This is a genomic window from Deltaproteobacteria bacterium (assembly GCA_016709225.1).
GTDB classification, from domain to species: domain Bacteria; phylum Myxococcota_A; class Polyangia; order Nannocystales; family Nannocystaceae; genus Xiheibacterium; species Xiheibacterium phototrophicum.
This window is the reverse complement of record JADJEE010000012.1, coordinates 1,448,045-1,464,846: the sequence shown is the minus strand read 5'-3', so window position 1 is coordinate 1,464,846 and position 16,802 is coordinate 1,448,045. Positions and strand designations below refer to the sequence as shown.

At 70.7% G+C, this 16,802-nt stretch carries 13 protein-coding genes; 6 read left to right on the top strand and 7 right to left on the bottom strand.

Going from position 1 to position 16,802, the window contains the following annotated elements; genetic code table 11:
- The first annotated feature begins 8 nt into the window (after window positions 1–8).
- On the top strand, window positions 9–1,310 hold the full coding sequence (locus IPH07_31010) for a hypothetical protein (protein MBK6921868.1): 1,302 nt from the start codon (window positions 9–11) through the stop codon (window positions 1,308–1,310).
- A gap of 93 nt (window positions 1,311–1,403) precedes the next feature.
- Window positions 1,404–1,997, top strand: a complete 594-nt coding sequence (locus tag IPH07_31005; GenBank protein MBK6921867.1) for a hypothetical protein — start codon at window positions 1,404–1,406, stop codon at window positions 1,995–1,997.
- Between the two features lie 9 nt (window positions 1,998–2,006).
- On the opposite strand, the gene IPH07_31000 is transcribed toward IPH07_31005, so the two are convergent.
- The gene (locus IPH07_31000) at window positions 2,007–2,669 is read right to left on the bottom strand and encodes a spermidine synthase (protein ID MBK6921866.1); all 663 of its coding nucleotides are present in this window, start codon (window positions 2,667–2,669) and stop codon (window positions 2,007–2,009) included.
- 171 nt (window positions 2,670–2,840) lie between these two features.
- Here IPH07_31000 and IPH07_30995 point away from each other — a divergent pair, with 171 nt between their 5' ends.
- The gene (locus tag IPH07_30995) at window positions 2,841–4,421 is read left to right on the top strand and encodes a hypothetical protein (GenBank protein MBK6921865.1); all 1,581 of its coding nucleotides are present in this window, start codon (window positions 2,841–2,843) and stop codon (window positions 4,419–4,421) included.
- A 62-nt stretch (window positions 4,422–4,483) separates the two neighbouring features.
- On the opposite strand, the gene IPH07_30990 is transcribed toward IPH07_30995, so the two are convergent.
- From IPH07_30990 to IPH07_30965, 6 genes are all read right to left on the bottom strand, one after another.
- Window positions 4,484–5,239, bottom strand: coding sequence for an IS5 family transposase (locus tag IPH07_30990; GenBank protein MBK6921864.1), 756 nt, complete (start codon window positions 5,237–5,239; stop codon window positions 4,484–4,486).
- 174 nt (window positions 5,240–5,413) lie between these two features.
- The gene (locus tag IPH07_30985; GenBank protein MBK6921863.1) at window positions 5,414–6,742 is read right to left on the bottom strand and encodes a hypothetical protein; all 1,329 of its coding nucleotides are present in this window, start codon (window positions 6,740–6,742) and stop codon (window positions 5,414–5,416) included.
- Window positions 6,743–6,950: 208 nt separating this feature from the next.
- Window positions 6,951–9,275 (bottom strand): TonB-dependent receptor, encoded by a 2,325-nt coding sequence (locus IPH07_30980; protein MBK6921862.1) that lies wholly within the window; start codon window positions 9,273–9,275, stop codon window positions 6,951–6,953.
- A 121-nt stretch (window positions 9,276–9,396) separates the two neighbouring features.
- Window positions 9,397–10,800 carry a tetratricopeptide repeat protein gene (locus IPH07_30975; GenBank protein MBK6921861.1) on the bottom strand — a complete coding sequence of 468 codons (1,404 nt, stop codon included), beginning with the start codon at window positions 10,798–10,800 and terminating at the stop codon, window positions 9,397–9,399.
- Between the two features lie 78 nt (window positions 10,801–10,878).
- Window positions 10,879–12,192, bottom strand: coding sequence for a serine/threonine protein kinase (locus tag IPH07_30970; GenBank protein MBK6921860.1), 1,314 nt, complete (start codon window positions 12,190–12,192; stop codon window positions 10,879–10,881).
- 10 nt (window positions 12,193–12,202) lie between these two features.
- Entirely contained in the window at window positions 12,203–14,704 is a 2,502-nt protein-coding gene (locus tag IPH07_30965) for an FG-GAP repeat protein (protein ID MBK6921859.1), read from the bottom strand.
- Window positions 14,705–14,890: 186 nt separating this feature from the next.
- On the opposite strand from IPH07_30965, the gene IPH07_30960 reads away from it, so the two are divergent.
- From IPH07_30960 to IPH07_30950, 3 genes are all read left to right on the top strand, one after another.
- Window positions 14,891–15,481 (top strand): hypothetical protein, encoded by a 591-nt coding sequence (locus tag IPH07_30960; GenBank protein MBK6921858.1) that lies wholly within the window; start codon window positions 14,891–14,893, stop codon window positions 15,479–15,481.
- 137 nt (window positions 15,482–15,618) lie between these two features.
- Entirely contained in the window at window positions 15,619–16,338 is a 720-nt protein-coding gene (locus tag IPH07_30955; GenBank protein MBK6921857.1) for a hypothetical protein, read from the top strand.
- Between the two features lie 43 nt (window positions 16,339–16,381).
- Window positions 16,382–16,780, top strand: coding sequence for a thioredoxin family protein (locus tag IPH07_30950; GenBank protein MBK6921856.1), 399 nt, complete (start codon window positions 16,382–16,384; stop codon window positions 16,778–16,780).
- Window positions 16,781–16,802: the final 22 nt, after the last annotated feature.

Here is a 16,802-nt window from a genome sequence, read left to right as displayed (position 1 = left end):
GAGCGCCGATGAACACCGCATGCGCTGGACTCACCGCGATCGCTGCCCTCTCGATCCCCTCGCTCGCCTACGCCGAGCCGGTCGCGCCCGCGCCCGTCGCCGATGGGCCGCAGGCCGCGGCGGAGCCCGTCGCGCCAGCGGTGGCCGCGAGCCCACCCGCCGCGGCCGCGGCCGCGCCTGCGCCCGCGCCGGCCACCGCCGCGCCGGCGCCGACACAGCCAGCCGCCGCCGAACCAACCTGGACCGAGGTGGTCGCGGCATCGAAGCCGGCGCCGGCGGCCGAGGTCGCGTCGAGCACCGCTGCGGTGACGACCACGACCACGACCACGACCACGACCACCACGAAGCCGGTGGTTGCACCGGAGCCCTATCGACACGTCGGCTTCGACATCGGGCTGTGGCCGGGGCTGTCGATCAATGGGCGCCACCGCGGCAAGAAGGTCCACAACACCTTCAGCCTCGGCTTCGTGTGGACGCGCGCCGCCAAGGTCGACGGCGCAGCGATTGCCATGGGTGCGACCGTGGTCGACGAGGACATGCAGGGCGTCGCGGCCTCACTTGGCGCCAACATCACGCGCGGCGTCATGCGTGGCGTGCAGAGCACACACGGCTACAACTACGCCGGTGAGCTGCGCGGGGTCCAGCTGGGCGGCATCAACCGCGCGTTGTCGGTGCGGGGCATGCAGATCGGCCTCATCAACATCGGTGGTCGTGTTCGTGGCACGCAGATCGGCCTCATCAACTGGGCCAAGGACGCCGACACCTCGTTCGCGCTGCTGCCCATCAGCGCCAAGCACGGCATCCGCTTCGAGGTCGCCAGCAGCGACACCGCACTCGTCGAGGTCGGCCTGCGACTGCCGGCGCGCTACACCTACGCATTCGTGAGCGCGGGCCTGCATCCCTTCGGCACCGAGCGCGGTCACACCGGCACCAACCTCGAGCGCGGCAAGGCGTGGGAGCTGGGCGGTGGCTTCGGTGGCCACATCCCGATCGACAAGGGTGTGTTCATCGATATCGATCTCAGCAGCTGGCTGGTGAGCTCGGGGCTCCGCGCGGGTGCGCCGATCGGCGCCATGCAGAAGGCACGGCTGATGGTCGGGTGGCAGGCGGCCCCGCACCTGGCGATCTTCGGCGGCCCCACGCTCAACGTTCTGGTCGATGGCGGCACCGACCGGGTCTCGCCGCTGACCGGCGGTCGCAGCCTCCGTGGTGTCGACCGGCCCGGCTACGGCTGGGTCACCTATCGCCAGAGCTTCGATGGCGTCCGCGTGCGCATGTGGCCCGGCTTCGTCGCGGGCCTGCGCTTCTAGTTGCGCGCTGCTGCGACGCGGCGCCGTGCGAGGAGGGATCGCCCGCGACGCCCAGCACTTCAGGCCAGCTTTTCAGGTAACCTGCATGCGTCCGTGGTGTCGTGCGTCCCGCTCGCGTTGCTGTTGATGGTCGCCGGTGACGGCGAGGCCCGCGGTGGCACGCCCACGGCGTTGTCGACCCCGCAGCTGCGCCACCACGAGGTGTTGCGGATCGACCGCGACTTCGGCATGGCCAAGTGGCAGCTCGCGCTCGACGGCTGGGTGCCGCGCGGTGAGCCGCGCAGTGTGGACTCGCTGCGGTTGTGGTGGGTCAACGTCGAGGACGGCGATCGTCGCAAGCCGCTGGCGCCGTATCTGCGTCGCTACCTCGAGTTCGCGTTCGAGCCCAGCGGCAGCGGTGGTCTGGCGGTGCGGCTGGCCGGCGACCGCAAGGAGTACGCGTTCACGGTCGTGCTCGACGTCGCCGGCGTGCCGGTGGTGCACGCGACCATCGAGCGCGACGACGGCACCCGCATCGAGCGCTGCCGCTGCGAACGTGCGCGCCTGCTGGCCCGCCGCGTGCTCGGCCTGCCAGTCGGCATCGCGAACCTCCGCGTGCGCTGCACCGACGACGGCGGCACCGACCACGACGGCAACGTGGTCTTTCGCGCGCTCGACGATGGTCCGCTCTACCAGCCCGAGCCGTGACGAGCGGCGTCAGGTCTCGCCGAGCCAGATGACGTGGCGGTTGCTGGTGCCGTGCTTGCGCGCCTGCACGCACTGCGACTGCAGGCCCGCGCGGCGCATGGCGGCGATGAAGCGCGGGGTCTCACCGGCCGCCCAGATCGCGACCCGACCGCCCGGTCGCAGCGCGCGGATGATGCGGCCGAGGCCGGCGGGGCCGTACAGCCCCGGGTTGCCCCAGTCCTTGGTGGCATCGGGGCCGTTGTCGACATCGAGCATGATCGCGTCCCAGTAGCCGCGCTCCGCCGCGATGATGTCGACGACGTTGCCCTGCCGCACTCGCGATCGTGGATCGTCGAGTGGGCGCCCGGCGAGGTGCGCCAGTGGGCCGCGATTCCACCGCACGGTCGCGCCCACCAGCTCGGCGACCTCGACGGTCGCGTCGGGCCCGAGCGCGTCGAGGGCGGCGCGCAGGGTGTAGCCGAGGCCGAGCCCGCCGATGAGCACGCGCGCGCCGGGCTTGTCGGCGATCGGGTCGCACACCAGCTTGGCGAGCAGGCGCTCCGATCCATGATCGTGGCTGCCCATCAGCTCCGCGCCGTCGATGCGGATCACGAACAGCTCGCCCCGCTTGTGCAAGGTCATCTCGCCGTAGCCAGGCACGGTCTCGCGATCGATGAGCTCCCAGGGCTGCACGCGGGGCCAGAGGGTAGCACCGCAACGGGGTTTGGGCCGAGCGGCCGGCCGCGACCGCTCGCATCGCGCGCGCCGACGGCGGCCGGGCGCCTGCGCCGTCGAGACGAGGTGCACGCGCGTGCGAGCCGAATCGCCGTCGTGGTCGCGTCTGTCTCGGTTGGGGACCGGAACGTGCCGAGGCGTCGTGCGTGGGTGATGGGTTGGTTGTTGTCGTGCGGGGACACGCCCGCGGCGCCCACGGGTGCGTCCGATGGCACCACCGGTCCGGATGGCATCGGCACGAGCTCGGAGGGGACCTCGACCTCCTCGACGACGTCATCCGAGGGATCCAGCACGGCGTCGGGCGGCAGCGACGACACCGGCGAGCCCGCCTGCTGTGGTGGCCTGTGCAGCGATCCGTCGTGGAGCTGCACCGACGCGACCTGTGTGGATGCCGACGGTCACGCGCTCGCGCTGGTGCCCGAGGCGGGGTTCTTCGAGATCGCCGGCGGAACCACGGTGCGCGGCGGCTGGGCGGGGGTGGTCCCGACGGCGCGGGTGTTCTACAGCTTCCACCCCGCCGACGACGCGCCCGAGTCGCGCCCGCTGCTGGTGTTCTTCAACGGTGGCCCGGGCAACTCGACCGCCGTGCTGCTCGGTCTCAACACCGCACCCATCACCCTCGACCCGGAGCGTGGCGGCCCGACGCAGAATCCTGCGTCGTGGACCCGCTTCGCGAACCTGCTGCACATCGACGCGCCGGCCACCGGCTTCTCGTACTCGCGCCCGAGTCCGTCGGGGGCTCGGCCCACGCTCGGGGTCGAGGTCCACAACGACGCCGCGACGTTCGTCCGCGTGGTGTTGCGCTTCCTCGCCCACCATCCACAGCTCGACGGTTCGCGGATCGTCCTGGTCGGTGAGAGCTTTGGGGGCGTGCGGGCCACCGCGATGCTGCAGCACCTGCTCCACTACACCGAGATCGCCGCCTCGTCGTACCCAGACGTGATGCTCGCCGACGAGATCGCGGCCTACTACGATCGGAGCTTCGGCGCCGGTGAGCACCCACCGGAGCAGGTCGCAACGCGCTTCGCTGCGGCGCTCGTGCAGCCGCTGCTCGCCTGCCTGGCCCAGCGCGCGTTTGGCCCGGTGCTGCCGTGCGGTGATGCCTACCAGTGCGACGAGCCGCCCATGACGACCGACGCGGTGGTCCTCGGCGTGCGCGACGACCTCGTCGATCCCGAGCTGCTCGCGGCGGTGCTGGGCGCCGACCCAGGCTCGATCGCGTGGTTGCTCCCCGACGCGCGCACCGACGCGTACGGCCGCAACGAGCAGGTGGACGAAGTCGAGGTCGAGGCGGCGATGCGGACCGCGTTCGGCACGTTGGTCGAGGACGACCGCTACTACGTGCACAGGGTCGACGAGATCCTGATGAACCCCGACTTCCCGGACGACTGCCCCGATTGGGACGGGCGGCAGTTCCTCCGCGCTGCTGCGCTGGTGCCGATGTTCATCACCCACGCCGGGCAAGACGGCACGGTGCCGTCGGACGGCCTGGTCGCGGCCCTGGGCGATCTGCTGGCCACGCTCACCGTGCTGCCGGAGGTCCCGGCCGGCGCCGAGCGTCCCGGCGCCCTCCACCTCGAGTACGACGACGGCACCGTGCGCGAGGTCCGGTTTCCCAGCTACCCGGCGGCGGGCCACATGGTCTCGTGGCGCGCGGGGCCCGAGCTCGGAGACGACATCGAGGCATGGCTTGCCATGCTCGACGAATGAGCGAGGGCGCCGCGGCCACGTGATCGTGGCCTGCGTGGGACTAGGCTGTGTCCGGTTTCCCATCAAGCCCCGAAGATGCGTAGATAGCGGTGGATGAAGGCAAGCCGGACCATCCCGCCGAAGTTGATGGCGGTCTTCTCGAAGCGGGTCACCACGCGTCGCGACTCCTTGAGCCAGCCGATGAGGCACTCGACGATGCTGCGGCGCCTGTAGAGGCGCTTGTTGAAGGCGACCGGGCGCAGCGCTCGAGTCTCGTTGTGCTTCGTGGGGATCACCGGTGTGATCCCCAGGGCGAGGAGATACCTATCGATCCACTCCGCGCGGTAGCCCTTGTCGCCTGCGAGTGCCAACGGCCACTCCATGACGACACCTCGATCATCATGCAGTGCTTCGTCAGCACCTTGAAGGACCGGCGCGAGCATCGGTCCGTCGTGGGCTTGTCCGGCGCTGAGCTCGAAGTGGAGTGGGTGGCCCTCAACGTCACACAGGATGTGGATCTTCGTGCCCCAGCCCCCGCGGGAGCGCCCCAGAGCGTGATCCGCTGGCTCCTGCGGATCGGATCTTTTTCCCCCCGCCGCTGCTGCAGCGCGCAGCTCGAATCGATGTCCCGTCGATGCACCACAACTCGGAGGGGTCCGCGTCGTGCGGGACGGCGATGCTCCGCAATCGCCGAAGTACGCGGTCGAACGTCTCGTCCTTCGTCCACTTGTCGAAGAAGTCCCAGGCGGTCGACCATGGGCCGAAGCACTCCGGTAGGTCTCGCCACGGAGCCCCAGTTCGCAACACCCAGAAGATCGCGTCGAGCATGAGACGACGATCCCGCGGCCGCCGACCGGTCTTGAAGTTGTTCGTCGGGAACAGGTCCCCGATCAGCTCCCACTGCGCGTCGGTAAGGCGGTGGCGAGGCATGCCCGTCGTGGTCATGCCCCCCTTGGATCACGGATCCCCGATCCGCCCAAGAATTTGACGGTTTCGGGGAAACCGGACACAGCCTAGTAGCCCCACTCTTGCGGGACGTCGCAGTCGGGGCACTGCGGGCAGGGGAACAGGGCGTCGAGCGCCATGACGCCGGCCTGCAGATCGTCGACGCTCGGGGCGGGATTCGCCCACAGCGACGCGAGCGTGGCTGCGGCCGTGGCATCGCGCAGCCCCGCCTCGTCGTCGAGCACCGGGCCCGCGATCTGCACCCACGCCCAATTGGCCTCCGCCGCGGCGTCGCAGACCGCAGGCTGGGCCTCGAGGTACGTCCGCACGAGTCGTGCCCACCCGTGCCACATCGCGTTGTCGAGCTGCTCGTGCGCGTTGTAGAACATCCCCTGAGCGTCGAGCCCGAGGTCGCTGAACTCCGGGTCGCCGTCCGGGGGATAGATGTCGCGCCAGCAGTTGATGGCGAGCATGCCGTTCCACACCGCGTCGTCGATCTGCGGGTCGATGTCGCGGAAGTTCAGGGCGATGCCGATCGCGTCTTCGTGGGTGACGGCACCGTTGTAGTAGGCCCAGTGCGAGTCGCAGTCGCCCGGCGCCGCGATGCAGCTCGCCGACTCCTTGTACACCGAGACGAAGAAGAACCACTGCAGCGCGGCATCGATACGCGCGGCGTGGACGTCGAGGTTGCCTTCGCCGAGCTCTCCGGCATCGAACGCGGCATCGAGGATGGGCTGGATCTTCGCGGGGCCGACGCAGCGGTCGGGGTAAGTGTCGGCGTTGTCGCCGACGGTGCACTGCCGGTCGAACGCGACGCTCATGTCCTGGTCCTCCACCGGAATCGGCGGGTAGTGGAGATCATCACGACGCAGGACGCGGGACTCGATGCCGTTGTCGGTGGCATACAGGGCCCGCGCGGCGGTGAAATCCGCGGCGGCCGGCGTCGTGCCGTTGCGCAGCAGCGCGACGATGTCCTCGTAGGCCTCGGTCCGCGCGGCGGAGCTCGGCGCGGTCTCGATGAGGTGCCACTCGTTGTCATCGGCCATGCACGCGCCGTAGTCGTCGTCGGCACCGGGCGTGAAGTCGCTGGAGAGCGGCGCGCAGCCGCTCGTGTCGAGCGTGCCGAAGTCGACGTCTTGCGGGCAGCCGCCCGCGCCGGTGGTGCCGTCGGTGTCGGTCGGATCGGACGAGCCCGAGGTGTCGGGGTCGGTGCTGCTGGACGTCATGGTGGTCGACGTCATGGTGGTCGACGTCATGGTGGTCGACGTCATCGACTCGCCCCCGCTGCTGTCCGCGCCGGAACTCGAGGAGCCCTCGTCGCCAACCGAGCCGCCTTCGCACGCGAGCACGGTGAACAGGGTGGTGACGCAGACGCTGTGTTGGATTCTGAAAGCCACGGTGGTTCCTCCTGCGGCGAGCCGCGGCGCTAGCATGTTTGCCATTGCAGGAAGCAACCAGGGGCGATGCACCCGATGCGGGTCGAGTGCTTGACCCGGTCTCGACCAGGGTTGAAACACCCTGTCGCCCGACCTCGACGTGAAGTGTTTCCCGGACCGACGACGGGCAGGCCGTCCGGCGATCCGCCGCTCCCGCCGAAAGGCACCGCTAGAACCCCGCTTGGAGCTCGAACAGCAGGCCGCGGCCGGGGCCGTTCACCGACGAGCCATGGTAGCGGTATGCGGTGTTGCCGACATTCTCCAGCACCAGCGCGAGCAGCAGGTGGGGATCCAGCCGGTACCCTGCCCGCACGTCGACGACGACGTAGCCCGGCGTGCCGCCCTTGGGGATGCGCGCGTCGTTTCGGTCCGTGGGCCACAAGCGACGCTGATCCCGGGCCCACCGCACCGCGCCGATGAGATACGGGCCCCACTCGCTGGAGCGCCAGCCGAACTCGGCGGTGCCGTTCAGGGGCGGGATCCGAGACAACGGCACGCGGTACGGTGCGTCCAGCACCAGCGGGAAGTTGGGGTTGCGCCCGTCGCCGCGGGCGTACGAGACCGTGGCCGCAGCGCCGAAGTCGTACGGAAGATACAGGCGAATGGCGCCGTCGACCCCGCGCACCACCGAGACGGAAGGGAGATTCTCGAGCGTGATGACGAAGCTGCTCCCGCCACAGACGGTGTCGGTCTCGGGGCACTCCTGACGGGTCGCGGGGCGGCGCTGGATGTGATCGCGCAGCAGCGTCTGGAACGCGAAGAACTCGACCTCGATCCACGGCTGTTGGATGCGCACGCCGGCCTCCATCAGCGTCGCGTGCTCGGGCGCGAGCTTGGCGTTCTCGAACTGCAGGCCCCCGCCGGTGGCCTGGCGGCTGGTGAGATCGTCGATGTTCGGCGCGCGAAAGGCCTGATCGACCGAGAACGGGAACGACAGCCACGGCACCGGCACCAGGGTGAGACCGCCGTGGCCGACCCCGGTGAGCCAGTAGCGACGCAGGGCCAGCGACGAGCGCAGGCGAGAGGCCGGTGCGCGGGCATAGACGGCGGCGAAGCGGCCGCCGATCCGCAGGCGTAGGTGCTGCGTGATCTCGACGTCGGCGATGCCCCACGCGCCGCTCGTGACGTAGTTCGACTTGTCGGTGTACTGGCTGACATCCGCGACCTTGGTGCCCGTGCTGACAAAGGAGAGCGTCGCCTTGCTGCGCACGTGGTCGTGGTAATAGTCGAAGCCGTAGCGCGCCTGCAGCCGCGCCCAGGACGCGGGCGCGAAGCGTCGCGTCTCGAGGGTCATGGCGGTACCCGCGGATTCCACCGAGTCCTCACCACTGCGGCGCGTGCTCGAGTCGTCGCCACGACGCAGATACCGGTTCTCGTACTGCCGCTGGTGGCTGACGCTCCATCGAATCGTCTCGGCCGCGGCGGGCCCTCCGGTATGCTCGTACTTGGCGTAGAGCATCGTGCGATTCTGATGGCGATAGGTCAGGCACTCGTTCTGCGGCGCGGTCGCCTCGGGGCAGAAGTCGGTACGTGGAGCGTTGCGCTGGCGATAGTCATAGTACGCCGCGGTGATGCGATTGTGCGCGTCGGGCTGCGCGACCACGCGGACGTCGCCGGTCAGCTCGCCGAAGCCCGTGCCCAGCTGCGTGCGTTGGTCGGGGGCGAGCAACGGAGGCACCTTTTGGTACTCACCGGTGGCCGGCTCCTTGATGCGACCGCCCGCGAACAGCTGGTTGACGTCGCGATAGCCCACGCCCGCGAGCACGCCGACCTTGCCGAGCAGCCCCAGGTCGATCTGTGCGCGGCCACCCAGCGCGGCGTCCTGCGTCATCGTGGTGAAGGTGCCGCGCGAGTGCACGGTCAGCGGTCGCTTGCCGCGGACCATGGTCGGTTCGAGCGGTGACGTCAGGATCGCCCCGCCGATCGCGTCGGAGCCGTAGCGCGTCGAGGCGGAGCCGCGTACGACCTCGAGGTGATCGATCGTTCGCGAGTCGACCGTGAAGAAGTACTGATTGGGTCCCTGGCGAAACGTGCTCGTGTTCAGGCGGATCCCGTCGAACATCATCACGGTCTGCTGGCCCGTGAACCCGCGCAGATACGCCGACTGCTGCCCATGCGCGGTCTGTTGCACGTAGACGCCGGGTTGCCCGCGCAGGGCGTCGGGTGCCGAACGCGGGAGACGCTCGTCGAGCTCACGGCGCGTCACGACCGAGCCACTGCGGTCCGGGTCGGTGAGCGCAGGACGGCGCGAACGCACCACGACCCGTCGCACGTCGCCGTCACTGCGCGTCTCGGTCTGCGCCTCGGTCGGCACCGTCAGCGGTGGTGGCTCCGCCGCCGGTGCGCGACGTCCGGCCGCCCCCGACGGCACGGCTTCGGCCGAGGGACGCCGGCCTTCGACGGGGCCAGACGGCGGTTCGGCGGTGATCGCCGTGGGTCCCTGGTAGTCACGGCTCGGCGCGAGCGCGAGGCAGCCGAGCACCATGAACCACACCGTGGGGATGCTGGCCCATCAGACTAGGAACTTCTTGCGTGTTTTCACCCCGTCCAAAACAGAGTGTTTCACCTCCTGTCGATGTAGAGTGTTTCACCGCCGCGCCGACGGGGGTCGCGGGTCATCGTCCCGCGAGCTTCGGCAGCTTCCCGTGCCACGCGAGCATCTCATCGGCCTTGTCGTTCCAGGCGCCTCCGTGTCGGCGATAGAGCGCCTCGGCCTGCTCGACCAGGGCGTCGACACGGCCCCTGTCGCCGCCGCTGTCGACGAGCGACCACGCCAGCCCCCACGAGGTGTCGGCGAGCTCGAGGTCGTCACCACCGGTGGCCGCGCGCAGAGCCCACGCGCGCTCGAACAGCTCCACGGCCCCGGCCGCGTCGCCGCGCTCGCGCTGGATGCGGCCGAGCTCGGCGTACGACAGCGCGAGGTCGGGATGCTCGTCGCCCAGCCGCGCGCGCATGCGGGCCAGGCCGTCACGCAGCAGCGCCTCGGCGGCGTCGAAGCGGCCTTGCTTGACCCACACCATCGCGAGGTTGGTGGCGACCAACGCGGTCGAGGGGTGATCGGGCCCGAACGCGCGCAGTAGTCGTGCATGGGCGGCACCATAGTGCTGCGCGGCGGGCTCGAACCGCTCGAGGTGACCGTACAGCACGCCGAGGTTGTTCTCGATCGACGCCAGCAGGAGCACGTCGTCGGGCTGCATGCGCATGGCGTTGTCGAGCGCGGCCAGGTGGGCGCGCTCGGCCGCGGCGGTGTCGCCGGCCTCGAACCATGCGGTACCGAGGTTGGTGTACAGCGGACTGAGGCGCGGGTCGGCGCCGGGTCGGGCCGAGCGCACCAGATCGATCGCGCGCTGGCAGGCCGCGATCGCGGCCGTGGTCTCTCCGCGATCGGTCTGCACGTGGCAGATCGCGTTGAGCGGCCGGAACAGCGCTGGATGACGCTCGCCGTGCCGACGGACCTCGCCCGCGAGCGAGCGCTCGAGCCAGCCCAGCGCGGCGTCGGCGTGCCCGAGGTTGGCCTCGGCCAGGCCGATGTTCAGCAGGGTCGCCGGCAGGCCGTCGTCGTCGCCGTCGTTGTCGCCCTGGGCCCGCTCGAGCGCGAGCACCTCGGTGAACAGCGCGCGCGCGAGCTCGAGGTCGTCGTGGTGGAACGCGAGCTGTCCGCGCGTGCTGGCGATCGATCGCGCGAGCTCGCCGTCGGCATCGGCGGTCCGCGTGCGCTCGGCCTCGGCGTGGTCGAGCCAGCGCAGCGCGTTGTCGTGATCGCCCCGGGCCGCGGTCGCGCCAGCGACACCGATCGCGGCACTCACGGCGAGGTCGTGGCGGTTGCTGGCGAGCGCTGCGGAGAACGCCGCGTGGAAGCTGCGCTCCGAGGCTGCGATGTCACCGTTTCGGTCGACGATCTTGCCCTCGATCATGCGGGCCTCGGCGACGTACCACGGTTGCTGCAGGGCCTCGGCCTCGGTGGCCGCGGTCGCGGCCTCGGCGAGCGCGGTGTCGTCGCGGAAGGCGGCCGCGGCCACGCGGGCCCGTGCGATGCGCTCGGCGACCGCATGCGTCTGGGCAGCGACGGCGTCGTCGATCTGCGGGCCGTCCTCGCCTCATCGTGCGACGTCGTCGAGTGCTGCGGTGGCATCGCCCGCGTGCTCGATGACCTCCGCGTCGGCGTGCTCGAGCAGGTCGATCAACGCGCCGAGCTGGTGCTCGGCGCGCTGCAGGCACAGCAACTCGCGCACGTGGCGATGGTTGGTGGGTGCGCCGTGTCGCTCGCATGCGCCGCGTTGCCGCGCGCGGAGCTGCTCGACGTACGCGTCGAGATCCGCGCGCACCTGCGTGAAGGCGTCGGCACCCCACTGGGGCTGAAGGGTCGCGAACGTCGAGCCCAGTGAGCGCGCACGATCGTCGTGCCACAACGATTCGAGTCTCGTGTCGACGCTCTCGCAGTAGCTCCTCGCCGGCGCCGGCGCGGCCGCCAGCCAGGTCACGCCGCCCCAGGCCACGGTTGCGACCGCGAGGGCCGGCGCGAGGCGACGTGGCCACCGCCACGCGTCGGTCGCGAGCACCTCGAGCAGCGCCGACATGCTGGGGAAGCGATCGCCTGGCGCACGCGACAGCCCGCGCAGCAGCGCGCCGCGGATCCGCAGCGGCACCACCGGCAGCGCCGGCGGCGATCGCAGGCGACCGGCGGTGACCTCCGACGCCAGCGTGAGCACATCGTCGCCGGCAAACGGCCGCTGCGACCACAACGCCTCGTAGAGCGAGGCGCAGAAGGCGAATTGATCGGAGCGTGCGTCGGCCACGGCGCCCTCGAACAGCTCTGGCGCCATCGTCGTGGGCGTTCCGATGAACGCGTCGCTGTGGGTGATCGAGATCGCGTCGTCGAGTCGCGTCGGCACCGTCGGCATGCCCACGGGTGCGCTGCCGTCGAGCCGCGCGTGGCCGAAGTCACTGACGCGCGGCTGGTCATCGACGCCGAGCAGGACGTTGGCCGGCTTGAAGTCGCCGTGCACGAGCCCGGCGGCGTGGGCGGCCGCCAACCCGCGGCCCGCGGCGAGCCACACCCGCAGCAGCTCCGACAACGGGGCGCGCCAGCCGACGAGGGTCCGGCCCTCGACGAACTCCATCACCATGAACACGCGCTGCTCGTGCTCGCCGACGTCGTGGATGCGGATCACATTGGGATGGGTCAGGCGTGCCAGCGCACGGGCCTCGTGCTGCAGGCGCGCGCGCTCGTTGCCGGAGCGCCGCGGTAGCAGCTTGATCGCCACCTTGCGATCGAGCTCGTCGTCCCACGCCGCCAGCACCACGCCGGTGGCACCGCGGCCGATCGTCTGCAGCACGAGGTAGCGACCGAGCCGGGTGCCTTCGTCGATCCCGCTTTGCGCGACGGACTCGTGTGCGACGGACTCCTGCATGACAGCGCGCTCAGAGCTGCACGAAGCTCTCGACCGCATCGGCGACCACGAGCTGCAGCACGCCGTCACTCCACACGTGGAAGCCATCGGTGACCCCGAGATCCACCAGGCCCGAGCCGGTGAGGTCGGCGATCACCTGGTCGCCAGCGTCGCCGGTCACGACCAGCGTGTTGCTGGTGCGTGACAGCGCCCGGAGGTCGCGTAGCTCGAGGAACAGGTCGTTGTCGCCGCTGCCGGTGAGATCGACGCCCTCGATGCCGACCAGCGCGAGCTCGGGGTAGCTCGGCAGGTCGAGCGCCAGGCCGTCGCCGACGAGCGCGACGACGTCGAAGCCGGTGCCACCGTCGATGCGGAACACGCCGTTGTCGGCCAGCTCGATGAGGTCGTCGCCCGGCCCGCCGTACAGCACGTCGTAGCCGCCCAGCGAACGCAGCGTGTCGTTGCCGCCGCCGCCGACGATGGCCTCGTCGATGTCGCTGCCGTCGAGCTCGTCGTCGCCGCTGCTGCCGCGCAGGTACACCGCACCGCGCAGGTCGCCGCCGAACACCACGTACGCGCGACCGGTCGCACTGCCACCGGCGGCCCCGATCGCGCCGAGCACCACATCCCCGAAGCCGTCGCCCGACACGTCGCCCGCGGCGGCGATCGACCACCCCGCCACGTCGGACCCGGCCTCGCCGTCGATCGCGAAGCCGCCGATGCCCTGCGAGAGGTCGCCCCGCGAGATCGTCGTCGCATCGGCGCGGCCCCACATCGCGTAGCCGCGACCGGCGGTACCGCCGGCGTAGTCGGCGTTCTGGGCTCCGACCACCGCGTCGGCGAAGCCATCGCCGTCGAGGTCCGCACCGCCGCCGACCGACCAACCGGAGAGGTCGCCGGTCTGCTCGCCGTCGATCGCGAAGCCACCGATGCCCATGGCCAGCGAGCTCGCCGAGACCGCGGTGCCGCTCGCCTTGCCGAGCACGACGTAGCTGCGACCGCGCAGGAAGTCGCCGTCCTCGATCTCGACCCCTGGCGCACCGACGATGATGTCGGCCAGGCCATCGGCATCGAGATCGCCGGCCGGCGCGACCGCGTCGCCCAGCTGATCGAGCGTGGCCGCGCCGTTGATCGCGAAGCCGCCGGTACCCGCGAGCACGTCGAGCAGGTCGACCGCGTTGGTGTCGGCCTTGCCGAACACCACGAACGCGCGGCCGGCGTTGCCGCCGGCCGCGTTGGCCAGCGGCACGCCGATCACGAGATCGTCGAGGCCGTCGCCGTTCACGTCGCCGGCCGGTGCAACCGCGTCGCCGGCACGATCGCCGGCTGCGAAGCCTTCGATTGCGAAGCCGCCGGTGCCCACCGCGACATCCGCGAGCGCCACCGGCGTGGCGTCGGCCTTGCCGAACACCACGAACACGCGGCCAGCGTCACCGAGCGCGGCGACATTGGCTTGCGGCGCGCCCACGACGAGATCGTCGAGGCCGTCGCCATTCACATCGGCACCGCCAGCAACCGCTGCGCCGGCGAGATCGCTGGCCGCGATGCCCTCGATCACGAAGCCGGCCGCATCCGTCTCGAGATCCGCGAGCACCACGGCGGCCCCGGCTGCGCGGCCGAACACGACGTACGCGCGGCCCTCGTCGCCGCTGGCGACGTCCGCCTCCGGTGCGCCGACGATGAGATCGGCGAGGCCGTCACCGTCCACGTCGCCGGCGATGGCGACCGAGCTGCCGGCGGCATCGCCGGCCTGCTCGCCCGCGATCACGAAGCCGCCGTCGCCGTCGGCGACGTCCGCCAGCGCGACCGTGTCCCCGGCCGCGCGGCCCATCACCACGAAGGCCCGGCCCGCGTCGGCCTGCGGGGTGTCCGAGTCGGGTACCCCCACGATGACGTCACCGAGGCCGTCACCATCGACGTCACCGCCGCCCGCGACCGACCAGCCGGCATGGTCGCCGTTGGCGATCCCATCGATGCGGAAGCCGCGGTCGTCGTCTCCGATCGCGGGCAGCGGAATCGTCGTCGGGGCCAGCATCACGCGGACATGCGCGGTCGCGGTGCCGCCGTTGCCGTCGCCGATGGTGTAGTCGAAGCCATCCTCGCCCCAGTAGCCCGCCGGTGGCGTGTACGTGAGCGCGCCGTCGGCCTCGACCGCGACCACGCCGCCCTGCAGCGAGGCCGCATCGAACGCCTCCACGACGATGGCGTCGCCGTCGGGATCGGCGTCGTTGCCCAGCAAGCCCGCGTCGGCGGTGACCTGGATCGCGACGCCGTCCATGAGCGCAGCGTAGAGATCGTCGACCGCTACCGGCGGCGTGTTGGGCGTGCCGGTCGACGACGACGCGTCGCTGCTGCTGTCCGCGACCGCGCCGGTCGACGACGAGGAACTCTCGCCACCGCTCGAGCCGTCGGCGATCGCGGTGGTGCCCCCGCTGCTGCTGCTGCTCGCGTCGACGGTGGTGGTGGAGCTGTCGTCGCCAGACATCGTCGAGACCGCACCGTCGTCACCGCACGCCGCCACGGCGAATGCCATGGGGATCCAAGCCGTCCACCCACGAGTCCAAAGCGATCGCATGGTGACCATGCTAACGCCATCGGCGGCCCACGGCTCGCGACGCCGCGGCGAGCGAGGTCCCGATCGTCGCGGGCTGCAACGGCTGCCCCTGTTGCAGGTCGCGACGTGCCCCGATGGGGCGCACGGGCGGCGCGCCCAAGTCCCGTGAACTTGCACGAATCTCGGCCCGCGGGTGCGGCACGGGCCGTGCTCTCGTGGCCGCCCAACATGCGACCGCTGCACCTCGCCCTCGCCCTGTGCACCTCCCTCGCCGCCTGCACGGCCTCCGATGGGGGTGATGACCCCAGCCCGGATGCTTCGCGTGGCTGGCGAGCCACCAACCTCGTGGTCGCCGATGGTCAGGACGAGTGGAACGGCGAGGTCGATGCGTCGGGGCAGCTCACCTTCGATCTCTCGTGCCCCGACGGTGGCGCCTACCACCTCGAAGGGAGCTACAGCAACGAGAACGACTACGCCCTCACGCTGTCGTTCGACGACTGCACCTCCGAAGGTGTGACGATCGCGGGGCACCTCGCGCTCGAGGCCTCGATCTCGGTGACGCCGACGACGTCCCACGTCGCCGTCGACTACTCGGGTGAGCTGACCTTCAGCGGCGACGCCAACGGGAGCTGCGCGATCGACATGACGGCCGAGATCACCGCCGATTCCAGCGGCGGTGGCAGTGCCGAGGTCGAGTATCACGGCAGCGTCTGCGGCTTCAGTGCCGACGCGGTGGTGTCGGCTTCGGGCGCGTGATCGCGCCGTCGTGATGCCCGTGGCCTCTGCCCGTCTCGCCGCTCGCTCGAGCGGCGGCGCGGCGGGGTTCCACGCCTCGAGGTGGTGACGCGTGATTGTGTTCGACGCGCCGATCCGCCACGCTCTCGGGAGACGAAATGGCTTGGCTGCAATTTGGATCTGCTCCGTGGATCGTGCTGGTCCTGGTCTCGGGCCCGGCGTGCGCCCGCCCGGCGTCGTCGCCCACGCAAGCGCCGGCGGCTTCGGTGGTCGCGCGCGAGCCCGAGGCGCCACGCGAGGACACCTTCTCGTTCGTCTCGACCTCCAACAACGACGATGCCGCGAAGGCGCGGGTCGTCGAGTCGGACGGCGGCGACGAGGTGAGTGGCACGTTCGCGGTCCGCACGGCGGCGCAGGCCAAGCAACTCGCCGAGGGAGCGGTCGCCACCCAGCTCGATCCCAAGAAGGTGTGGCGCACCTCGCCGGTGTTCCCCAGCAGCTGGCCCGCCAAGGATCGCAAGGTCGCGGTGTACTTCCACGGACTCGCCGCGCATCCCCACAGCATGTCGCAGTACGTGCTGTACTCCGCGGCGTTCCGCGTCGATGTCTCGCTCGACGACGGCAGCACGACGGTGGTCGCCATCCCCAAGCCCCGCTCGCTCGGCACCATCGAGCAGACCCGCCCGACGTCGCTCGAGACTCGCGAGCTCGAGCTGGCAGAATCGTCGCTGGTGCGGCAGCTCCTGGGTGGCACCGCGACCATCGGCGAGAACACGTTCTGGGGCTACATGAAGTTCGTCCACGAGCACCCCGAGATCGGCCGCGATCTCGAGCGTCGCCAGGCCCCGTTCATGAAGTGGGTGCGCAAGAAGGGATAGCAGGGCGGCGCGCCGCATTCTTGCTAGACTGAGCGCCGCGAACGTGGCTGCCTACGACGAGCTCGAAGAACCCGCCCAGATCGAAGCCATCATGCGCCCCGGCGGCGGGACGGTCGTGCTCGACTTCTGGTCGCAGACCTGCGGGCCTTGCCTGGCGATGGCGGATGACTTCGCCCACGTCGCCGCACAGTTCGAGCGCGACGAAGTGCGGTTCTGCAAGGTCGACACCGGCAACCATGGCGAGCTGGCCGAGCCGTTCCACGTGCGCGCGGTGCCGACGATCCTCTTCATCCACGACGGCAAGATCCTCGACGCGGTGGTCGGGCGCATGACGGCGAAGCAGCTCGGCGAGAAGGCCGAGTGGCTGCTCGAGCGGGCAGCACGAAAGCCGGGGCTGCTGTCGAAGCTGTTCGGTGGCAAGGCGCGCGACGCGGCGTCTTGAATCCCACCCGCGCCCGTGGCCA